Origin of the sequence: Brevibacterium sp. JSBI002 (genome assembly GCF_026013965.1) — a bacterium.
GTDB lineage: Bacteria > Actinomycetota > Actinomycetes > Actinomycetales > Brevibacteriaceae > Brevibacterium.
The window spans coordinates 2,862,105-2,878,095 of sequence record NZ_CP110341.1 but is presented as its reverse complement, the minus strand read 5'-3'; the positions used below and the strand labels follow the sequence as shown (position 1 = coordinate 2,878,095).

Below are 15,991 nucleotides of genomic sequence, written 5' to 3'. Positions count from 1 at the left end.
GGATCGGAGAGGTCTGACATGTTCGGAAAAGTGATCGGAAAGCGGCTTCTCTTCTCCGCGTTCATCCTCATCGCCGTCTCCCTGCTCGTCTTCGGGGCCACCCTGCTGTTGCCCGGCGATGCCGCACGGGCGATCCTCGGCCAACAAGCCACCCCGGAGCGCATCGCGGCACTGAACGAACAGCTGGGACTCGACCAACCCGCCTGGCAGCGGTACTTCACGTGGCTGGGAGGACTCTTCGTCGGGGACTTCGGAACCTCCTCGGCGACGGGAGGATCGGTCGGGGCCCTCCTCGGCGATCGGATCGGGGCTTCCTTCATCCTCATGGGACTGGCTGCGATCATCTCCGTGCCCTTGGGCATCGGCCTCGGCGTCTACCAGGCCCTGCACCGCGGGAAGCGTCGCGACCAGGCCATGACCGGAATCTCGCTGGTGCTGGCGGCCATGCCCGAGTTCGTCATCGGCATCGGCCTCATCGCGATCTTCGCGACCTCGGTGTTCCAGATCCTGCCTGCCGTGACCCTGGCCCCGCCGGGAGAACCTGTGTGGAACCGGCCGGAACAGGTGATCCTGCCGACCTTGACGCTCATCCTCGTGGTCACCCCCTACATCGTTCGGATGATGCGGGCGACGATGATCGAAGTCCTCGACTCCGGATTCGTCGAAATGGCGCGGCTCAAGGGCGTCCCGGAAAAACGCGTGATCGTACGCCACGCCGTGCCGCACGCTCTCGGACCGGTCGCTCAGGTCGTCGCTATCCAGCTGGCCTGGCTGGCCGGCGGCGTGGTCGTCGTCGAGTTCCTCTTCCGCTATCCGGGACTCGGCCAAGCACTCATCGATGCGGTGACCTACCGTGACGTGCAGGTCGTCCAAGCGATCTCCATGCTCGTCGCCGCCGTCTACGTCGTGGTGAACCTGGCGGCTGATGTCGTCGGCATCCTCACCAACCCGAAACTCAGGAGCGCAGCATGAGCACCGACGCCAACAGTCTTGATGACCTCAAGTCCGCGGCCACCGATGCCGCTGAGGTGCCCAAGGAATCCGCCACCACCTACGTTCCCTTCTACAAGCGGGTGCTCGCGCAGAAACAGGGCAAGATCGGCCTGATCATCACCGTGGTCGTCGTCGCGCTCGCCCTGTGCGGACCGCTGCTGCTGCCCTGGGCGACGGGCAACACCGCCACCGAATTCGTCACGAAGCCGTTCAGTCCCTATGGGCTGTTCGGCTCGGACAACCTCGGCCGCGATGTGTTCTCCCGGTTCCTTGCCGGTGGCCTCACCCTCATCATCTACGGTGCGCTGGCCACAGCACTGGGCATGGTCGTCGGTGCGATCATCGGTATGCTCGCCGCGTACGTCGGCGGGACGTTCGACGCTGTGATCATGCGCATCAACGACGTCTTCCTCGCCATCCCGCAGCTCGTGTTCGCACTCCTGGCAATCACAGTTCTGGGACCGCAGGGGTGGGTGCTCGTGACGGTCATCGGCCTCACCCACGCCCCGCGCATCGCCCGCGTGGCACGGTCGGCGACTCTGGGCGTCATCACCGAGGACTACATCAAGGCGGCGGAGATGTACGCGATGCCGCGGTGGAAGGTGCTCTTCCGTGAGCTCCTGCCCAATATCACCGGGCCGTTGAGCGTGGAGGCGGGACTGCGCCTGACCTACTCGATCGGCTACATCGCCTCCCTGTCGTTCCTCGGACTCGGTCTGCAGCCGCCCGCGGCCGACTGGGGTCTGATGATCAACGAGAACCGCATCGCCCTGTCCATCCAACCCTGGGGTGTGCTGCTGCCGGTCATCGCGATCGCACTGCTGACGATCGGCACCAACCTGCTCGCGGACTCCTTCGCCCGAGCCACCGCATCGACATCAGTGGAGGCCTGATGAGCAAGAAGACAGAGACCGTTCGCCATGATGATGCAAACGAACCGAACGAGAAGATCGTCCTGCGCGTGTCCGACCTGCGTGTGCTCACGAACGCCGGCGACGAGATCCTTCACGGAGTCGACTTCGCCCTGTCCCGGGGAGAGATCCTCGGACTCGTCGGCGAGTCCGGTTCCGGTAAGACTACGGCTGGCCTGGCCTGCATGGGACACTTCCGGGAGGGCCTGAAGTTCGGATCCGGGTCCGTAAGCATCTGGCCGCGCGGGGACGCCACCCACCTCGAGGTCGGCGAGCTCGACGAGGTGGCCCTGCGCGATCTGCGCGGATCCCGGATCGCATACATCCCCCAGGATCCCGCGCTCTCGCTCAACCCGGCCATGCGTGTGGGCGAGCAGATCCGGGAGGTCCTCGACATCCACGACTTCGGAGCCTCGGATCGTGAGCGAGCTGATCGCGTTTCAGAGGTGCTCGTTGACGTCGGCTTGCCCGGGGATCGTGCCTATCAGCGACGCTGGCCCCATCAGCTCTCCGGCGGTCAGCAGCAGCGCATCGGCATCGCCATGGCCTTCGCCATGTACCCTGATGTACTCATCCTCGACGAACCGACGACTGGCCTGGACGTGTCCACGCAGTCGGTCGTGCTCGACACGATCCGACAGATGACGGTGGCGAACAATGTCGCCGGTCTCTACATCACCCACGATCTGGCGGTGATCAAGGACATCTCCGACCGAGTGGCTGTGATGCTGCGCGGCGACCTCGTCGAAGAGGGCCCGGTGTCGGCAGTGCTCGAACGTCCGCAGCACGACTACACGAAGATGCTCATGGCGGCTGTGCCCGATCTTGCCGGACGCAAGACAATCGGCGACGGGGCCGCGGAAGCGAAAGCCGTCGCCGAGGCCGACGAGAAGACACATATCCTCGTGTCGACGGGGGAGCCCGGCGCATCCGCTGATTCGGGCGAGCACGGATCCGACGGTGACGCACGGGACGGGGAAGCCGCCTCGGCGGGGGAGCGGGACGAAGGTGCCGCGAATGCCCCCCTGCTCGAGGTCAAGGATGTGGCGCTCGCCTACGGGAAGGCGCAGATCCTCGACGGGATCAACCTGACCCTGGAGCCGGGGGAGTGCACGATGCTGCTCGGCGAATCGGGATCGGGCAAGACGACCCTGTCGCAGTGCGTGGCCGGGCTCAACGACGACTACAAGGGATCTGTTCGACTGCGCGGCACGGAACTGGCACGGTCGACGCGCAAACGCACGAACGAGCAGCGCGTGGGCATCCAGTACGTGTTCCAGTCGCCGTTCTCCTCGCTCAATCCGCGGCGGTCGATCGGGCAGTCGCTGACGGTGCCCTTGGAGATGAGCGGTCAGGGGACAGCCGCGAGCCGGAAAGCCACCGTCGAGGAAGCACTCGATTCCGTGCGGCTGGGACGGACGTTCTATCACCGACGTCCCGGTGACCTCTCCGGCGGTGAACGGCAGAGGGCAGCGATCGCACGTGCGCTGGTCAACGCGCCATCGGTCATGGTCTGTGACGAGATCACCTCGGCGCTCGACGTCAGCGTGCAGGCCTCGATCGTGGCGCTGCTGCGGAGCCTGCGGGAGGAACGGCAGCTGGCGATGCTCTTCGTCACGCACAACATCGCGCTGTCGCGGCATATCGCGGACAATCTTGCCGTGCTCAACAAGGGCAAGATCGTCGACTACGGGCCGACCGCCTCGGTGCTCGAGGATCCATCGCACGAATACACGCGGGCGCTGATCGCCGACGTGCCGAAGTTCTGAGGGCTTGTGGCACAGGTTGGGGCGGATAGCGCCTGTTCAAACAGGTGCTATCCGCCCCAAACTGTGTTGTGAGCCGACGATGCTCTGAAGGTCGTCAGCGATCCGTTGAGGGCGAGTCGATCGTTGATGCGTTATCGTCGGAGGCTCCATCCTCGTCGCGGTCCTCATCCTCGCCGGTTTCATCGTTGCGGCCGAAGTCGTCGGGATCGACCTTGTCGAGGTACTCGGATGACGGTGCACCTCCGGCCTCGTGATCGAGGTTCTCCGCAGCTTTGCGCATGCTGTCTGATGTGTTGCCTTCGGTGCTGTTGTCGTCGGTTGGCATTCTGGTCACCTTTCGCTGGAGAGCGCGGATAGGTGATCAGTCTACGTGGGGCCTCTGCCGAGCGGCACCCCCGTAATGCCTCATGCCAATATGCCCGCACCCCTACCCAGTTGGCCCAAAGAGTGTCAGCATAGGTTCGTACACTCGATAGAGAAGGGATTAGCGTGATGAGCGATTTCAGCGAAGACGAGAAGGATCCGAAAGCGGCCCCCGAGGGAGCCAGGGATGATGTTGCGGAAAAGCCCGGCACGGAGTCCGCGTCGAAGGAGAAAGAGGACGAATTGGTCGATGAGTGGGAGGAAGAGTCCTTCCCCGCGAGCGATCCGCCAGCACACTACTGACTTCCGTGATCGCAGGGCCCGACACCGATGCACAGGTGCCGGGCCCTGCGTCGCGGCAGTGAGCACAGTGCCGCTTCGACTGAGGAACTGACCCGATTGCGCTTGGCCTACTCGTCCATTGTGAGTACGAGTTTGCCGGTGGTGCGGTTGGTCTCGCCCTCTCGATGGGCTTCTGCTGCCTTCGAGAGTGGGAAAGTGCCGGCGATTACGGCACGCAGTGAACCGTCGTCGACGAGCCCGGAGATGGTTTCCAGTGTGCTGCGCGAGGAGTCCACGAGCATTCGAACTGCTCGCACTCCGAGCTGATCTGCTTCGCGAAGGAGATCAGCGGAGCCGACAGGGATGAGCGACACGAGAGAGCCGCCCTTCCGAAGCGTGTGCAGGGAGCGCATTGCCGTGTCACCGCCGATCGTGTCGAGCACCGCGTCGACGTCTTGCACTCGCTCGGTTAGGTCCTCGGTACGGTAGTCGACGACCTCATCGACGCCGAGCTCGCGCAGGAAGCCGTGCTTCGCCGCACTCGCGGTTCCGATCACGTATGCGCCCAGCGATTTCGCGATCTGTACGGCTATGTGCCCGACGCCGCCTGCGGCCGCGTGAATCAGCACACGCTGTCCGGACTGTAAGCCGGCGTTGTCGACGAGCGCCTGCCAAGCGGTCAGAGAGGCGAGGGGGAGTGCTCCCGCCTGCACATGGTCGACCGATCGGGGTTTCGACGCGAAGAATCTGGCCGGGGCGGCGACGTATTCGGCGTGGGAGCCGAGTCCGAACGGATACGACAGCATGCCGAACACCTCGTCTCCGGGCGCGAACGTCGCGACGCCGATGCCGACGGCTTCGACTACTCCCGAGACGTCCCAGCCGAGCACCAATGGCAGATCGTCGACGAAGCCGTGGCCGGAACGGTGCTTCCAATCGGTCGGGTTGAGACCCGCAGCGTGGACTTTCACAAGGATTTCGTTCGTGCGGGGCTTCGGTCGTGGGATCTCGGTGATTCCGAGGACGTCGGCGCTTCCAAAAGTCTGCTGACTGACGGCGCGCATCATCGTTTCGGTGTTCTTATCGGTGTTCATATTCCCATTGTGTCACTTGAGAAGCCGGAGCTGGCCTGACTTTTTCCATAAGTGCCCGACCCCGGTTTGTCAAGACTGTTTACAGCGGTCTCCCCACAATGCCACGCTGAGAACACCGCGTTCAGCGCGGCGAGCCCGCGGGGCAGGTCAGACAGCCACAGACGCTGAGGAGGAACAGGGGATGAACCACAATCACTTGCGCACGGTCGTCGAGAGCGGCGGGCCATATGCCACCGTCTACCTTGAAGGACGAACCCCATCAGCCGATGCCGATACGCAGCTGCGCCTGCGGTGGTCGGAGCTGCGAGACCAGCTGTCCGAAAGCGGGGCAGAGGAGTCTCTCCTCGAGTCCATCGATGCGATCGTCCTCGCCGACGAACCCACCGAGGTGCACACAGACGGTCGGACCATCGTCGCGAACTCACAAGGAGTTCTGCTGGACGAACACTGGGACGCGGCGCTGGGAGAAGGAGATTCGGCCCACTACGGCGAGGCGCCGGAGCTTGGAGCCTTCCTCCGACAGGAGTGCAGACAGTTCGATGTCGTCCTCGTCATCGCCGGCCAGGACGGAGCGGCCATTCGTGAGCTGAGCGTAACCCCGGATCGCGAACGCACCGAGAAAGAGTCGGTCCACGTCACCGGCGACAACGACGAAGACATCAACAAGCCGCGGCGAGGAGCATACTCGCACAACCAGATCCGGCGCCGTGTCGACGAGATCATCAAGGACAATGCACGTAGCGTCGCCGACTTCGTCGACCGTCTCATCACAGACCACGCGTCGGACGCACTCGTTCTGGCCGGAGAGGTGCAGGGCAGAACCGCCGTCAAGGCTGAGCTGTCGGCACGAGCCGAGGAGATGCTTCACGAGATCTCCGAGGGCGGCGATGAAGACGAAGGTGCCGAAGAGGCGATTGACGTGGCCATCAGGACGTTGGTGACGAGGCTCGCCGAAGAACGAGAGGCTGAGAACTCGGAGCGTCTGGGCGAAAGCAAAGCTCACGGCCGTGCGGTCGAAGGGCGAGCAGAAGTCGAAAAGGCAGTGGAACGCGGAGCGGTGGCGGTCCTTCTGCTCGATGATGCCGAGGCCTCAGCAGGAGAAGCGGAGATCGTCTCCGCGGCTATCCTGTCCTCAGCTGAGATCGGTCTCAGCCACGATCCGATGAGCGACGGCATTGCTGCGATCCTCCGCTACGACGTCGGCGCTGCGCTGGCGGACTGAGCAGCAGCTATACGATGGTCGGCAGGATTCAATGGGTTACATGTGTATGGTTGGTCCGTGACAGCCGATCTCGGCAGGCCGGAAGGATCCCCTGATGAATCGCCCGACGAAACGCTCGACCCCGCCCGACCCGAAGTCGCTCGGCGACGAAGTCATCCGCCGAAGCCGCACCCCGCGGCGCGTGCTCGTGCTCGGGGCGACCGGTTACATCGGCGGTCGCCTTGTGCCCCGACTGCTGCAGGCTGGGCACCAGGTTCGGGTCGGGGTGCGGCGACCGGAGAAGCTCAAGCAGGTTCCATGGGCAGCCGATGTCGACGTGAGAACCGTCGACCTCGACACCGGTGGCGGTCTCGATGACAGCCTCGGCGGCATCGATACCGTCTATTACCTGGTGCATTCCATGGGCTCCGGCGGGGACTTCGAGGCAGCCGAAGCCGAGGCGGCCAGGCGCTTCGCCAGCGCGGCCGCATCTGCCGGCGTACGCCGCATCGTCTACCTCGGAGGGCTCCATCCGGAAGGACGTGAGCTCTCGAAGCACATGCGTTCACGAGCGAACGTCGGACGGATTCTGCTCGACTCCGAAGTCGACGCGATCGTCTTCAACGCCGGCATCATCATCGGCTCCGGATCGGCTTCGTTCGAGATGATCCGCCACCTCGCCACGACCCTGCGCTGGATGCCGGCACCGGACTGGGTGTCCAACCGCGTCGAGCCGCTGTCGGTTCGTGACGCTCTCTACTATCTTCTCTCCGCGGCCGATGTGCAGGAGGCGGTCAACCGGTCCTTCGACATCGGTTCACGTCAGATCCTCACTTATGCGAACGTGATGCGTACCTTTGCTGCCGTCGCAGGGCTCAAGCCCCGCCACGTCATCGCTTTGCCTCTTCCCGCACCGACGCTGTCAGGCATCTGGGTCGGGTTGGTCACCCCGCTGCCGTTCAGCCTCACCTTGCCGCTCGTGCAATCCTTGCAGGAGGATGCTGTGGCCTCGGATCAGGACGTCGATGCGGTCATTCCGCCGCCCGAGTCCGGGCTCATCGGGTTCGCAGACGCCGTCCGACTCGCCCTGCGCCGTGAAATCGAAGGTGCCGTGGATACGAACTGGGACGCCGACGCCGGAGAGCTCGACGAGGCGGCCCAGCCGTCGCCCAGCGATCCGAAGTGGTCCGGCCGGCGCATCTACACCGATGAACGGTCGACGACGATCAGCGGTGTCAGCGCCGCCGAGGTGTGGCCTGTGATCGAGGGGATCGGTGGGACCAACGGCTGGTACTCGTGGCCGCTGGCATGGAAGATTCGTGGGATCTGGGACAAAGCAGTCGGAGGCGCTGGCCTCAACCGGGGCCGACGGCTGCCCGACAGCCTGCGCATCGGCGATCCCGTCGACTGGTGGCGAGTCGAACAGCTGGAGCCGAACTCTCGTCTTCTGTTGCGCGCCGAGATGAAGGTCTCCGGTCACGCGTGGCTCGAATTCGCTCTGACAGACTCAGTCGAAGGCTGTGAGTATCACCAGACGGCGACCTTCATCCCCACTGGAGTGCGAGGCCGCATCTACTGGGCCCTCGTCGCCCCGTTTCATCGCTTCATCTTTCCCGCCATGGCGAAGAACATCGCAGCCGAGGCGCGGCGCCGAGCCTGAACTTTCCCGGTTTTGGTGATGATCAGGGGGCTGTCGTCAGCATCGAAGCGAAGCCGTGCCTGTACGTGGGGTAGCCGAGTTCGCCCATGAGCGAGCCGAAGCGAGTTCCGTCGATCCGTTTGCCGCTCGGCTTCTCGTCGTCGGCATGGCCGGGGACGGGCACGCCGAGGCGGCCGGCGATGAAGGCGGCGACGTCGCCCATCTGAGCAGGAAGCGAATCGACAGCGTGGACCAGGTCCGGCGGTTCCGAGCCAAGTGCCAAGCGCTCGAGGCCGCGAACGAGGTCGTCTCGGTGGATGCGATTCGTCCACCGCTGATGGTTGAACCGCTGGCCGCGTCGCACGGAGTCGATGAGGCGGGTGCGGCCAGGTCCGTAGATACCAGCCGGGCGGACGATCGTGAGGTGGTCGAAGAGCTCGGCCGCCTCGGACTCGGCCGCAGCGAGGACCTCACCCGGCCCGGACCCTGGGGCAAGTGGAGCGTCTTCGGTGATCACACGCGTCGGGTCCTCTGCAAGGACACGCGTGGAGGAAACCAGGACGACTCGGCCCGGCTGTGACCCGAGCACGCGGGCGAGACCTCTCAGCCCGTGGAGGTAGGCCCGTTCGTATCCGGTCCGAGTCGGTTCGTCCGAAGTCAGAGTGATCACGACCGCATCGAGTGCGTCCAGTCGCGGATCGCTGCGGTCCGCGGCATCGACCCTATCGCGGCCGGGAGCTCCGAATCCGGAGAGGTCCATACTGATCGTCTCAAAGGCGTCGGGCAGTTCGGCGACGCGTCGGCGCAGTCCGATCACCCGGTGCCCCTGGTCGACCAGTCGCAGGCCCAGCCGTGTGCCCAGGTCTCCGCACCCGGCCATGAGAATCCTGCGTCCGTTCGTCGTGCTCATTTCGCCCCACTCTTCATCCGGTCATAGGCGGCCAATGCCGCCTGGCGCGATGCCTTGAGATCGACGATCGGCTCGAGATCACCCTGCGAGCGTTCCGCCCGAGAGAGACCGCCCGGACCGCGGCCCAACCACCTGCCCACGTACTCGTAGTCGGGATCGAAACGCTCACGTTGGCGTTCGGGATTGAAGATCCGAAAATATGGAGCCGCATCGGCTCCGCACCCGGCCACCCATTGCCACGAGACCGGGTTGTTGGCTTCATCGGCGTCGACCAGCGTGTCCCAGAACCACTGCTCGCCGTGCCACCAGTGGATCAGCAGATTCTTCGTGAGAAAGCTCGCCGTGGCCATCCGCACTCGATTGTGCATCCATCCGGTCTGCCACAGCTGAGCCATGCCGGCATCGACGAGGTCGATCCCGGTCGTGCCGCTGCACCAGTGGTCGAGTGCCTCGGGGTCGTCCTCATAGGGGAAGGACGCGAATTCAGGTCGCATCGGTTCGGATTCGACGGCCGGCAGGTGATAGGTCAGGTGCCAGGAGAACTCCCGCCAGTAGAGCTGCCGGATCCAAGCCTGCCGATCATCGTCCCTCACCTCCGGTATGTCCAGGGCCGCTGCCAGCAGCTGGCGGGGGGAGAGTTCGCCGAAGCGCAGTCGCGGCGACAGGCCTGACGTGCTGTCAGGGTCTGCGGGGACATCGTGAGAATCTGCGTAGCCGTCGAGCCCGTCGCTCAAGCAGTCGAGCTCACGGGCCGCTTCCCTGCACCCGGGGTTCCAATGCCCGGCCACGGTCGTCCGCCACCACTGTGGAGTCCTCGCCGAGGCGAAGCTGCCCGAGCCCGTGTCGGTCCCGTCGAGAAGACCGAGATCGTCGAGGTCGCGCACCCAGGAGTGCCCGGCGAAAGCCTGTCGCTGGGCCTTCGTCGGAGAACTCTGTGTGCGCGGCGCCGGGAGGCTGTCGCCGACGCTGCGATCGCGCACAGCGTTGAAGAACGGCGTGAAGACCTTGTAGAAGTCACCGCCCTGAGGGCTGACCGTCCAAGGCTCGACGAGCAGCGCGCCGGTATGGGAGTGCACGGCACGACCGGCATCAGCCAGGTCCGTCTTGATCTGCGCGTCGAGGCGACGTGCAGCCGGCGCATAACGGCGCGACCAGCGCACAGCATCGACTTTCAGGTCCGCAGCCGCCTGCGGGACGATGTCGGCGGCCGAGCCTGCTGCGAAGAGCAGCGGGATGCCGAGCTGTGCGAGTTCGGTCTCCAGGACGCGCAGCGATTCGTGCGCCCACCACCGGGCCGCCCCGCCTAACGGGCGTGGGCCCAGGCCGTCGTCGCTGCGGCACTCTCTGATCCAGAGGCCGATCACCTGCCCGTCGCCGCAGGCCGCTGTCAGGGCCTCGTGGTCCTCGACGCGCAGGTCGTCGCGGAACCAGACGAGGGTGAGGGACTCGCGGTCGTGGCTCATCGGCAGACTCCTCTCACAGCTGGTTCGCCCAGTCGGCATTTACACCAAAGTGTAGTAGCCAAGCAGGGTTACTGGATTGTGAGGACGTCAGCTGCTGGTCGAGTAGACCTGCTGCGAGCCTCCGGCACGGGTGCGGTTGCGGCGACGAGTCTCGGGACTGGTGCCGCGGGATTCGGACGCGCGGTGGCTGCTCGGCTGACGACCCGAAGATTCCGCGCGCTGACCGCCCGAGCGGCCATTGCCGGAGCGGCCGCCGCGGGAGTTCTCGCGACGACGATTTCTTTCGCCGGTGTGCCCGGCGCCCCGGCCGCGGCCGCCGCTCTCGCTGCGACGCGATTCGCCGCTGCGACCGCCACCGGTGGCGCCCGAGTTCTCACGGCTGCGGTCGCTGCCGCCGTTGCCGGCGTCACCGCGACCCGAGCTTCCGCCGCGTCCGCCACGGCCACCTCGGCGACGGCGGGATGAACGACCATTCGACGTGGAAGGTTCGGTCTTCCTGCGCGGCTGGACGGGTTCCTTCGGCTGCGGGGCGACGAACTCGGCGATCTCACCGACGAGCTCGGTCACCTCGGGGGACTCTGCGTTGACCTTCTGCGGGGTCGCCTTGATGGCGGCCTTGCGCAGGAGGATCTGAGTGTCCTTGCGTTCTTCGGCGGTCATCACCGTGACGACGTCACCGGCGCTGCCGGCACGTGCGGTGCGACCGGAGCGGTGCAGGTACGCCTTGTGCTCGGTCGGGGGATCGACGTGGACGACGAGCTCGACGGAGTCGACGTGGACGCCGCGGGCGGCGATGTCTGTGGCCACGAGCACCTTCGCCTCACCATCGGTGAACGCGGCGAGGTTGCGGTCGCGCGCACCCTGCGACAGATTGCCGTGCAGGTCGACAGCGGGGATACCGGCTGCCGTGAGTTGGCGGGCGAAGCGCTTGGCCCGGTGCTTCGTGCGGGTGAAGAGGATGCGGCGGCCCGTGCCGGAGGCGAGCTTGTGTACGAGTTCGTTCTTGTCGTCGACCGACACCTCGAACACGTGGTGGGTCATGGCCGATACGTGGGAGGTCGCCTCATCGACGGAGTGGAGGACCTCGTTGTGGAGGAAACGACGGACGAGTTTGTCGACGTCGTTGTCCAAGGTGGCGGAGAAGAACATCCGCTGTCCCTCAGCCGGGGTCTGGTTGAGGATTCGGGTGACTCCGGGCAGGAACCCGAGGTCAGCCATGTGGTCGGCCTCGTCGAGGATGGTGACCTCGATGTTCTCGAGCGTGAGGATGTCCTGCTGGAGCAGGTCCTCGAGGCGACCCGGGCAGGCCACGACGATATCGACTCCGGCCTTGAGTGCGACCTCCTGGCGACGCTGCTTGACGCCGCCGAAGATCGTCGTCGTCCGCAGGCCCACGGCCTTGGCCAACGGATCGATGACCTCGGTGATCTGCGTGGCGAGCTCACGGGTGGGAGCCAGGACGAGCCCGCGCGGATGGCGGAACTTCTGCGAACCCTTGCCGGATTCGGACAGGCGAGCGACGAGCGGAATGGAGAACGCCAGGGTCTTGCCGGACCCGGTCTTTCCGCGGCCGAGCACATCACGGCCGGCCAGCGTGTCGGGCAGAGTGTCCTGCTGGATGGGGAAGGCCTGGGTCTTGCCTTCACGGTCGAGGGAGTCGACGAGCTTGGCGGGAACACCGAGGTCGGCGAACGAGGTGGGCGCCGAGGCGGCTTTCTTCGCGCGATTGCCGGTGCTGCTTGTGTTGGTGTTCCGGTTGCTGCCTCCGTGGGTGCGGGTGCTGCGGGGATTGGTGCGTGTCTGTGAAGTAGTGATGGGATGGCCCTTCGACGTGCCGGAGGGCGTGCCGGTGCCGTGAATAGGTGGCAGGCAGCCGCTTCCGGTCATGGAATGAGCGCTGTCGGCGCTCTCGATCGCCGAGAGAAAACGGCTTCGGAAATGCGCGGGTGCTATCACCCAGCTGCAGAGACGAGGCGTCCTGACGACGCAGGGAACCCGAAATCGGGTTCGCAGGTGATTACAGTATAGCCCCGGCGGCGCGTGAGACAGAATCCGCGGGCTTCGCGGCGGGCGCGGAATCAGGCTCGGAGGCTGCGGCGACCGGCCGTCGGCGAACTCGGCGGTGCCCGGTCACCCATGCGGAGAGCGCCACCGACGCCCAGCCGATGCCGATGCCCGCGATGTCGTCGAGGATGTAATGCCATCCGAAGTAGATGGTGGCCACGACCGTCACACCGAAGAAGATCCAGGTGAACACCTGGACGGCGCGATGCTGTTTCGTCAGCGTCATGAACAGTGCTGCGGCGAAGGTGACGGAGACGTGAAGCGAAGCGAACGCAGCGACACCCTGGATGGAATCGCTTCCGATCGGGTTGCTGAGGTAGTCGAGGCGAGTGTCGATGAGGGATTCCTGGAGCTCACTGACTCCGGTGTCGGGCAGCGCCCGGAAGACCTCGGCGTGGCTGAACACGGGACCGACCGACGGCAGGAGATAGTAGCTGACGGTGCCGAGCACCCAATTGAGGCTCAACATCGTCGTATACCAAGCGCCGATGGCGAGTCTGCGATTGAGCACGAGGACCGCGCCGAGGCTGATCGGAATGAGCGGCAGGTAGGCGAGGTAGGCGATCGACAGCAGGTTCGCCGCGATGCCGGTGCCCAGAAGTTCGTGCAGGAGCACGGCCGGAGTGTTCCCGCCCACGAGCCAATGGTCGAGGCGGAACAGCTGCTCATCGAAGAGGGTGCCCTCGCGGTAGACCGGCAGCACGCTCTTGAGATTGCGGTAGGCGACGTAGCAGACGTAGAAACTCAGCAGCCCGGCACCGATGCACAGCAGCCGGTGGGCATTCCACTCCTTCTTTGCGATGTCGACGACCGACGTCGGCAGATTTCGCCACCCGTTTCGCCTCACCGTTTCCACGATCAGCCCGGCGCCGATGAATCCGAGAATCAGCAGAGGCAGACGGATGTATGAGGGACCGAGGAAGCCGTCGGGGTCCCGCAGCGGGAGGTCGAGGAAGAGGGACGAGAACACGGCGGCCGCTCCGACGAGGAGGGCGAGCGCCATGGCAAAGGTGTAGGGCCAACGTCGCAATCTGGTCATCGGAATACCGTAGTAATTCACTTTTAGTACATCTTCGGATTTTCCTCGGAGGCGGCTGACCGGAGCCCCGTTCTCGCCCGCGCCGGCGGGCCAGAACAGAATGGTCCACCCACTGTGCGGCTCGCGGCATTAGTGTTGGTCCATGACAGAAGGTCCATTGAACGCGCCTCCGAATCGCGATGACCCGATACCCGAGGGACTCAGACTCGGTGCCCGCTTCACCGGATACCTGCTGGTGATCATCGCGGGAATCACAGTCGCGATCTTCGTGGCACTGCAGGTCGCACAGATCGTCGTTCCATTCCTGGCCGGGCTCGTGCTCTCTGCCCTCCTGGTCCCCATGTCGACGTTCCTGCAGCGGCATCGGTGGCCGAAATGGTTGGCGGTGGTCACCGTGTGGGTGGTCGTCCTGGGCCTGTTGGCCGGGCTCGTCCTCCTCATCACCTTTCAGATCAGAAGTGAGATACCTGAGATCCAGAAGCAGGTGGCGACGACCCTGGACGCGGCGAAGCAGCTCTTGGCCACGCAGCCGTTCGGAATCACCGAAGCCAAACTCAACGACCTCGTCGATTCCTCGGGGAAGTGGCTGCAGGACAACGCCGCCGGTCTCGGCTCCGGTGCCGCCGAGGTGGGCACGACGGCGGCTCATGTCATCGAAGGCGTCATCATCATCCTGTTCGTCACCCTCTTCGCGCTCATCGACGGGCGCGGCATCTGGACCTGGGTCGTCAACATCTGGCCGAAGAAGGCGCATGCGCGGATCTTCGCGGCCGGTGAGGCCGGTTGGAAGACGCTGACGAACTTCATTCGGATCCAGCTGGTCGTCGCGGCCAGCGATGCGATCGGAATCGGAGTGGGTGCTCTGATCCTCGGCGTCCCCTTGGCGGTGCCGATCGCCATGGTGGTCTTCCTCGGTGCCTTCGTGCCGTTCGTCGGAGCGATCGTGGGCGGAGCGGTCGCGGTCGGCTTGGCGCTGCTCTTCAACGGGTGGGTGCACGGCCTGATCATGCTCGCGATCGTCGTCGTCGTCCAACAGCTCGAAAGCCACGTTCTGCAGCCGTGGCTGACAGGGCCCACAGTGAAGATCCACCCCCTGGCTGTGATCCTCGGGGTGACAGCGGGAGCAGCGGTGGCGGGCATCGCCGGGGCCTTCTTCTCCGTGCCGGTCATCGCGACTCTCAATGCGATGATCCACGCGGCCAAGGACTACAGAGTGGGACAGCGTTGAGACGGGCCGGGCCACGGTTGAATCGAGTGCGAATCGTCAAGGGCGCTCTTCGGCGTCTGCTCGACGACGAGTGCCTCGACAGAGCAGCCGGGCTGAGCTTCTACGCTCTGCTCTCTGCTGCCCCGGCGATCCTCGCCATGGTGTCGCTGCTCGGCGTGGTCGGGGAAGCCGAGTCGACCACGAAGGCGGTGCTCTCCCTGGTCCACGGAGTCTCGGCCGAGGCGGCCACGGCGATCCGCCCGCTCATCGTCGAACTCACCGAGTCGTCTGCGGCCGGAGTCACCCTCATCGGCAGCCTGCTGCTGGCGATCTGGTCGTCGTCGAAATACATCGGCGCGCTCGGTCGTGCCCTGAACGCTGTCTACCGGGTCGAGGAGACCAGACCGTATTGGAAGTTCAAGCCGCTCATGCTCCTGATGACCGTGGTCACGCTTACCGTCCTGGCCGCTCTGGGGCTGCTGCTCGTGCTGTCCGGGCCCATCGCCGAAACGCTCGGCGAGCTCATCGGAATGGGCGCGGTTGCCCTGCTGATCTGGAACGTGGTCAGATGGCCGGTCTTCGTCTTCTTCGTCATGCTGCTCATCGCCCTGCTCTACTACGTGACCCCGAACGTCAGGCAGCCGAGGTTCCGGTGGGTCAGCCTCGGTGCGTTCGTCGCGCTGCTCGTGCTGCTTGCCGTGTCGGCCTGCTTCGTGCTCTACATCAACAATTTCAGCAGCTACAACGTCACCTATGGGTCGATCGGGGGAGTGATCGTCGGGCTCGCCTGGGTGTGGATGGTCAACCTCTCGCTGCTCCTCGGCGCCGAGTTCGACGCCGAGATCGAACGCGAGCGGCAACGGCAGTCCGACGGTGACGCAGACGTGCTGTTCCGACGGCCGAGGGGAGGCGGTCGTTCGGATCGCGGCAGCCAGGAGCGTCCTGCTGACAGCAGTCACAGCAGCCAGGGCCACCCTGGTGACGGCACTCACGGCAGCCCTGGGCGAAGGAACCAGGTCACGGGCCGCTGACCGGAAACCCGTTTCGTCCGCGCCC

General features: G+C 65.1%; 14 protein-coding genes. 8 read left to right on the top strand and 6 right to left on the bottom strand.

Features of this window, described 5'->3' with window-relative positions:
- Positions 1-18 precede the first annotated feature (18 nt).
- The 3 genes from LJ362_RS13040 to LJ362_RS13030 are packed head-to-tail and all read left to right on the top strand — an operon-like array spanning position 19 to position 3,673.
- Positions 19-972, top strand: coding sequence for an ABC transporter permease (locus LJ362_RS13040; RefSeq protein WP_264799490.1), 954 nt, complete (start codon positions 19-21; stop codon positions 970-972).
- The gene (locus tag LJ362_RS13035; protein WP_264799489.1) at positions 969-1,886 is read left to right on the top strand and encodes an ABC transporter permease; all 918 of its coding nucleotides are present in this window, start codon (positions 969-971) and stop codon (positions 1,884-1,886) included. Before LJ362_RS13040 ends, LJ362_RS13035 begins: the two co-directional genes overlap by 4 nt.
- Positions 1,886-3,673 (top strand): ABC transporter ATP-binding protein, encoded by a 1,788-nt coding sequence (locus tag LJ362_RS13030; RefSeq protein ID WP_264799488.1) that lies wholly within the window; start codon positions 1,886-1,888, stop codon positions 3,671-3,673. Before LJ362_RS13035 ends, LJ362_RS13030 begins: the two co-directional genes overlap by 1 nt.
- Positions 3,674-3,767: 94 nt before the next feature.
- Here LJ362_RS13030 and LJ362_RS13025 read toward each other — a convergent pair whose 3' ends face one another.
- A complete protein-coding gene (locus LJ362_RS13025) occupies positions 3,768-3,998 on the bottom strand; it encodes a hypothetical protein (RefSeq protein ID WP_264799487.1) in 231 nt (76 codons plus the stop codon).
- Between the two features lie 167 nt (positions 3,999-4,165).
- Between LJ362_RS13025 and LJ362_RS13020 the strand changes: the two genes are divergently transcribed.
- Positions 4,166-4,339: a hypothetical protein gene (locus LJ362_RS13020; RefSeq protein WP_264799486.1), complete on the top strand. Its 174-nt coding sequence runs from the start codon at positions 4,166-4,168 to the stop codon at positions 4,337-4,339.
- Positions 4,340-4,446: 107 nt separating this feature from the next.
- On the opposite strand, the gene LJ362_RS13015 is transcribed toward LJ362_RS13020, so the two are convergent.
- Positions 4,447-5,412, bottom strand: a complete 966-nt coding sequence (locus LJ362_RS13015; RefSeq protein ID WP_264799485.1) for an NADP-dependent oxidoreductase — start codon at positions 5,410-5,412, stop codon at positions 4,447-4,449.
- Positions 5,413-5,593: 181 nt separating this feature from the next.
- Between LJ362_RS13015 and LJ362_RS13010 the strand changes: the two genes are divergently transcribed.
- Both LJ362_RS13010 and LJ362_RS13005 read left to right on the top strand, forming a co-directional pair.
- Entirely contained in the window at positions 5,594-6,634 is a 1,041-nt protein-coding gene (locus tag LJ362_RS13010) for a Vms1/Ankzf1 family peptidyl-tRNA hydrolase (protein WP_264799484.1), read from the top strand.
- Positions 6,635-6,728: 94 nt separating this feature from the next.
- Positions 6,729-8,273 carry an SDR family oxidoreductase gene (locus LJ362_RS13005; protein WP_264799483.1) on the top strand — a complete coding sequence of 515 codons (1,545 nt, stop codon included), beginning with the start codon at positions 6,729-6,731 and terminating at the stop codon, positions 8,271-8,273.
- Between the two features lie 22 nt (positions 8,274-8,295).
- On the opposite strand, the gene LJ362_RS13000 is transcribed toward LJ362_RS13005, so the two are convergent.
- The 4 genes from LJ362_RS13000 to LJ362_RS12985 all read right to left on the bottom strand — a co-directional run bounded on the left by LJ362_RS13000 (position 8,296) and on the right by LJ362_RS12985 (position 13,728).
- The gene (locus LJ362_RS13000) at positions 8,296-9,162 is read right to left on the bottom strand and encodes a hypothetical protein (protein ID WP_039206977.1); all 867 of its coding nucleotides are present in this window, start codon (positions 9,160-9,162) and stop codon (positions 8,296-8,298) included.
- Complete coding sequence (locus LJ362_RS12995) at positions 9,159-10,625, bottom strand: cryptochrome/photolyase family protein (RefSeq protein WP_264799482.1); 1,467 nt, start codon at positions 10,623-10,625, stop codon at positions 9,159-9,161. The genes LJ362_RS13000 and LJ362_RS12995 overlap by 4 nt, the downstream gene beginning before the upstream one ends.
- Before the next feature lie 87 nt (positions 10,626-10,712).
- Positions 10,713-12,512 (bottom strand): DEAD/DEAH box helicase, encoded by a 1,800-nt coding sequence (locus tag LJ362_RS12990; RefSeq protein WP_264799481.1) that lies wholly within the window; start codon positions 12,510-12,512, stop codon positions 10,713-10,715.
- A gap of 130 nt (positions 12,513-12,642) precedes the next feature.
- The gene (locus LJ362_RS12985) at positions 12,643-13,728 is read right to left on the bottom strand and encodes a phosphatase PAP2 family protein (RefSeq protein WP_264799480.1); all 1,086 of its coding nucleotides are present in this window, start codon (positions 13,726-13,728) and stop codon (positions 12,643-12,645) included.
- 142 nt (positions 13,729-13,870) lie between these two features.
- On the opposite strand from LJ362_RS12985, the gene LJ362_RS12980 reads away from it, so the two are divergent.
- Both LJ362_RS12980 and LJ362_RS12975 read left to right on the top strand, forming a co-directional pair.
- Positions 13,871-14,956, top strand: a complete 1,086-nt coding sequence (locus LJ362_RS12980) for an AI-2E family transporter (protein WP_264799479.1) — start codon at positions 13,871-13,873, stop codon at positions 14,954-14,956.
- A 26-nt stretch (positions 14,957-14,982) separates the two neighbouring features.
- Complete coding sequence (locus LJ362_RS12975) at positions 14,983-15,966, top strand: YihY/virulence factor BrkB family protein (RefSeq protein WP_264799478.1); 984 nt, start codon at positions 14,983-14,985, stop codon at positions 15,964-15,966.
- Positions 15,967-15,991 lie beyond the last annotated feature (25 nt).

Bases quoted from the DNA above. Each gene is read 5' to 3' on its own strand.
- LJ362_RS13040 (WP_264799490.1), top strand. From the start codon at position 19: ATGTTCGGAAAAGTGATCGGAAAGCGGCTTCTCTTCTCCGCGTTCATC.
- LJ362_RS13035 (WP_264799489.1), top strand. From the start codon at position 969: ATGAGCACCGACGCCAACAGTCTTGATGACCTCAAGTCCGCGGCCACC.
- LJ362_RS13030 (WP_264799488.1), top strand. From the start codon at position 1,886: ATGAGCAAGAAGACAGAGACCGTTCGCCATGATGATGCAAACGAACCG.
- LJ362_RS13025 (WP_264799487.1), bottom strand. From the start codon at position 3,998: ATGCCAACCGACGACAACAGCACCGAAGGCAACACATCAGACAGCATG.
- LJ362_RS13020 (WP_264799486.1), top strand. From the start codon at position 4,166: ATGAGCGATTTCAGCGAAGACGAGAAGGATCCGAAAGCGGCCCCCGAG.
- LJ362_RS13015 (WP_264799485.1), bottom strand. From the start codon at position 5,412: ATGAACACCGATAAGAACACCGAAACGATGATGCGCGCCGTCAGTCAG.
- LJ362_RS13010 (WP_264799484.1), top strand. From the start codon at position 5,594: ATGAACCACAATCACTTGCGCACGGTCGTCGAGAGCGGCGGGCCATAT.
- LJ362_RS13005 (WP_264799483.1), top strand. From the start codon at position 6,729: ATGAATCGCCCGACGAAACGCTCGACCCCGCCCGACCCGAAGTCGCTC.
- LJ362_RS13000 (WP_039206977.1), bottom strand. From the start codon at position 9,162: ATGAGCACGACGAACGGACGCAGGATTCTCATGGCCGGGTGCGGAGAC.
- LJ362_RS12995 (WP_264799482.1), bottom strand. From the start codon at position 10,625: ATGAGCCACGACCGCGAGTCCCTCACCCTCGTCTGGTTCCGCGACGAC.
- LJ362_RS12990 (WP_264799481.1), bottom strand. From the start codon at position 12,512: ATGACCGGAAGCGGCTGCCTGCCACCTATTCACGGCACCGGCACGCCC.
- LJ362_RS12985 (WP_264799480.1), bottom strand. From the start codon at position 13,728: ATGACCAGATTGCGACGTTGGCCCTACACCTTTGCCATGGCGCTCGCC.
- LJ362_RS12980 (WP_264799479.1), top strand. From the start codon at position 13,871: ATGACAGAAGGTCCATTGAACGCGCCTCCGAATCGCGATGACCCGATA.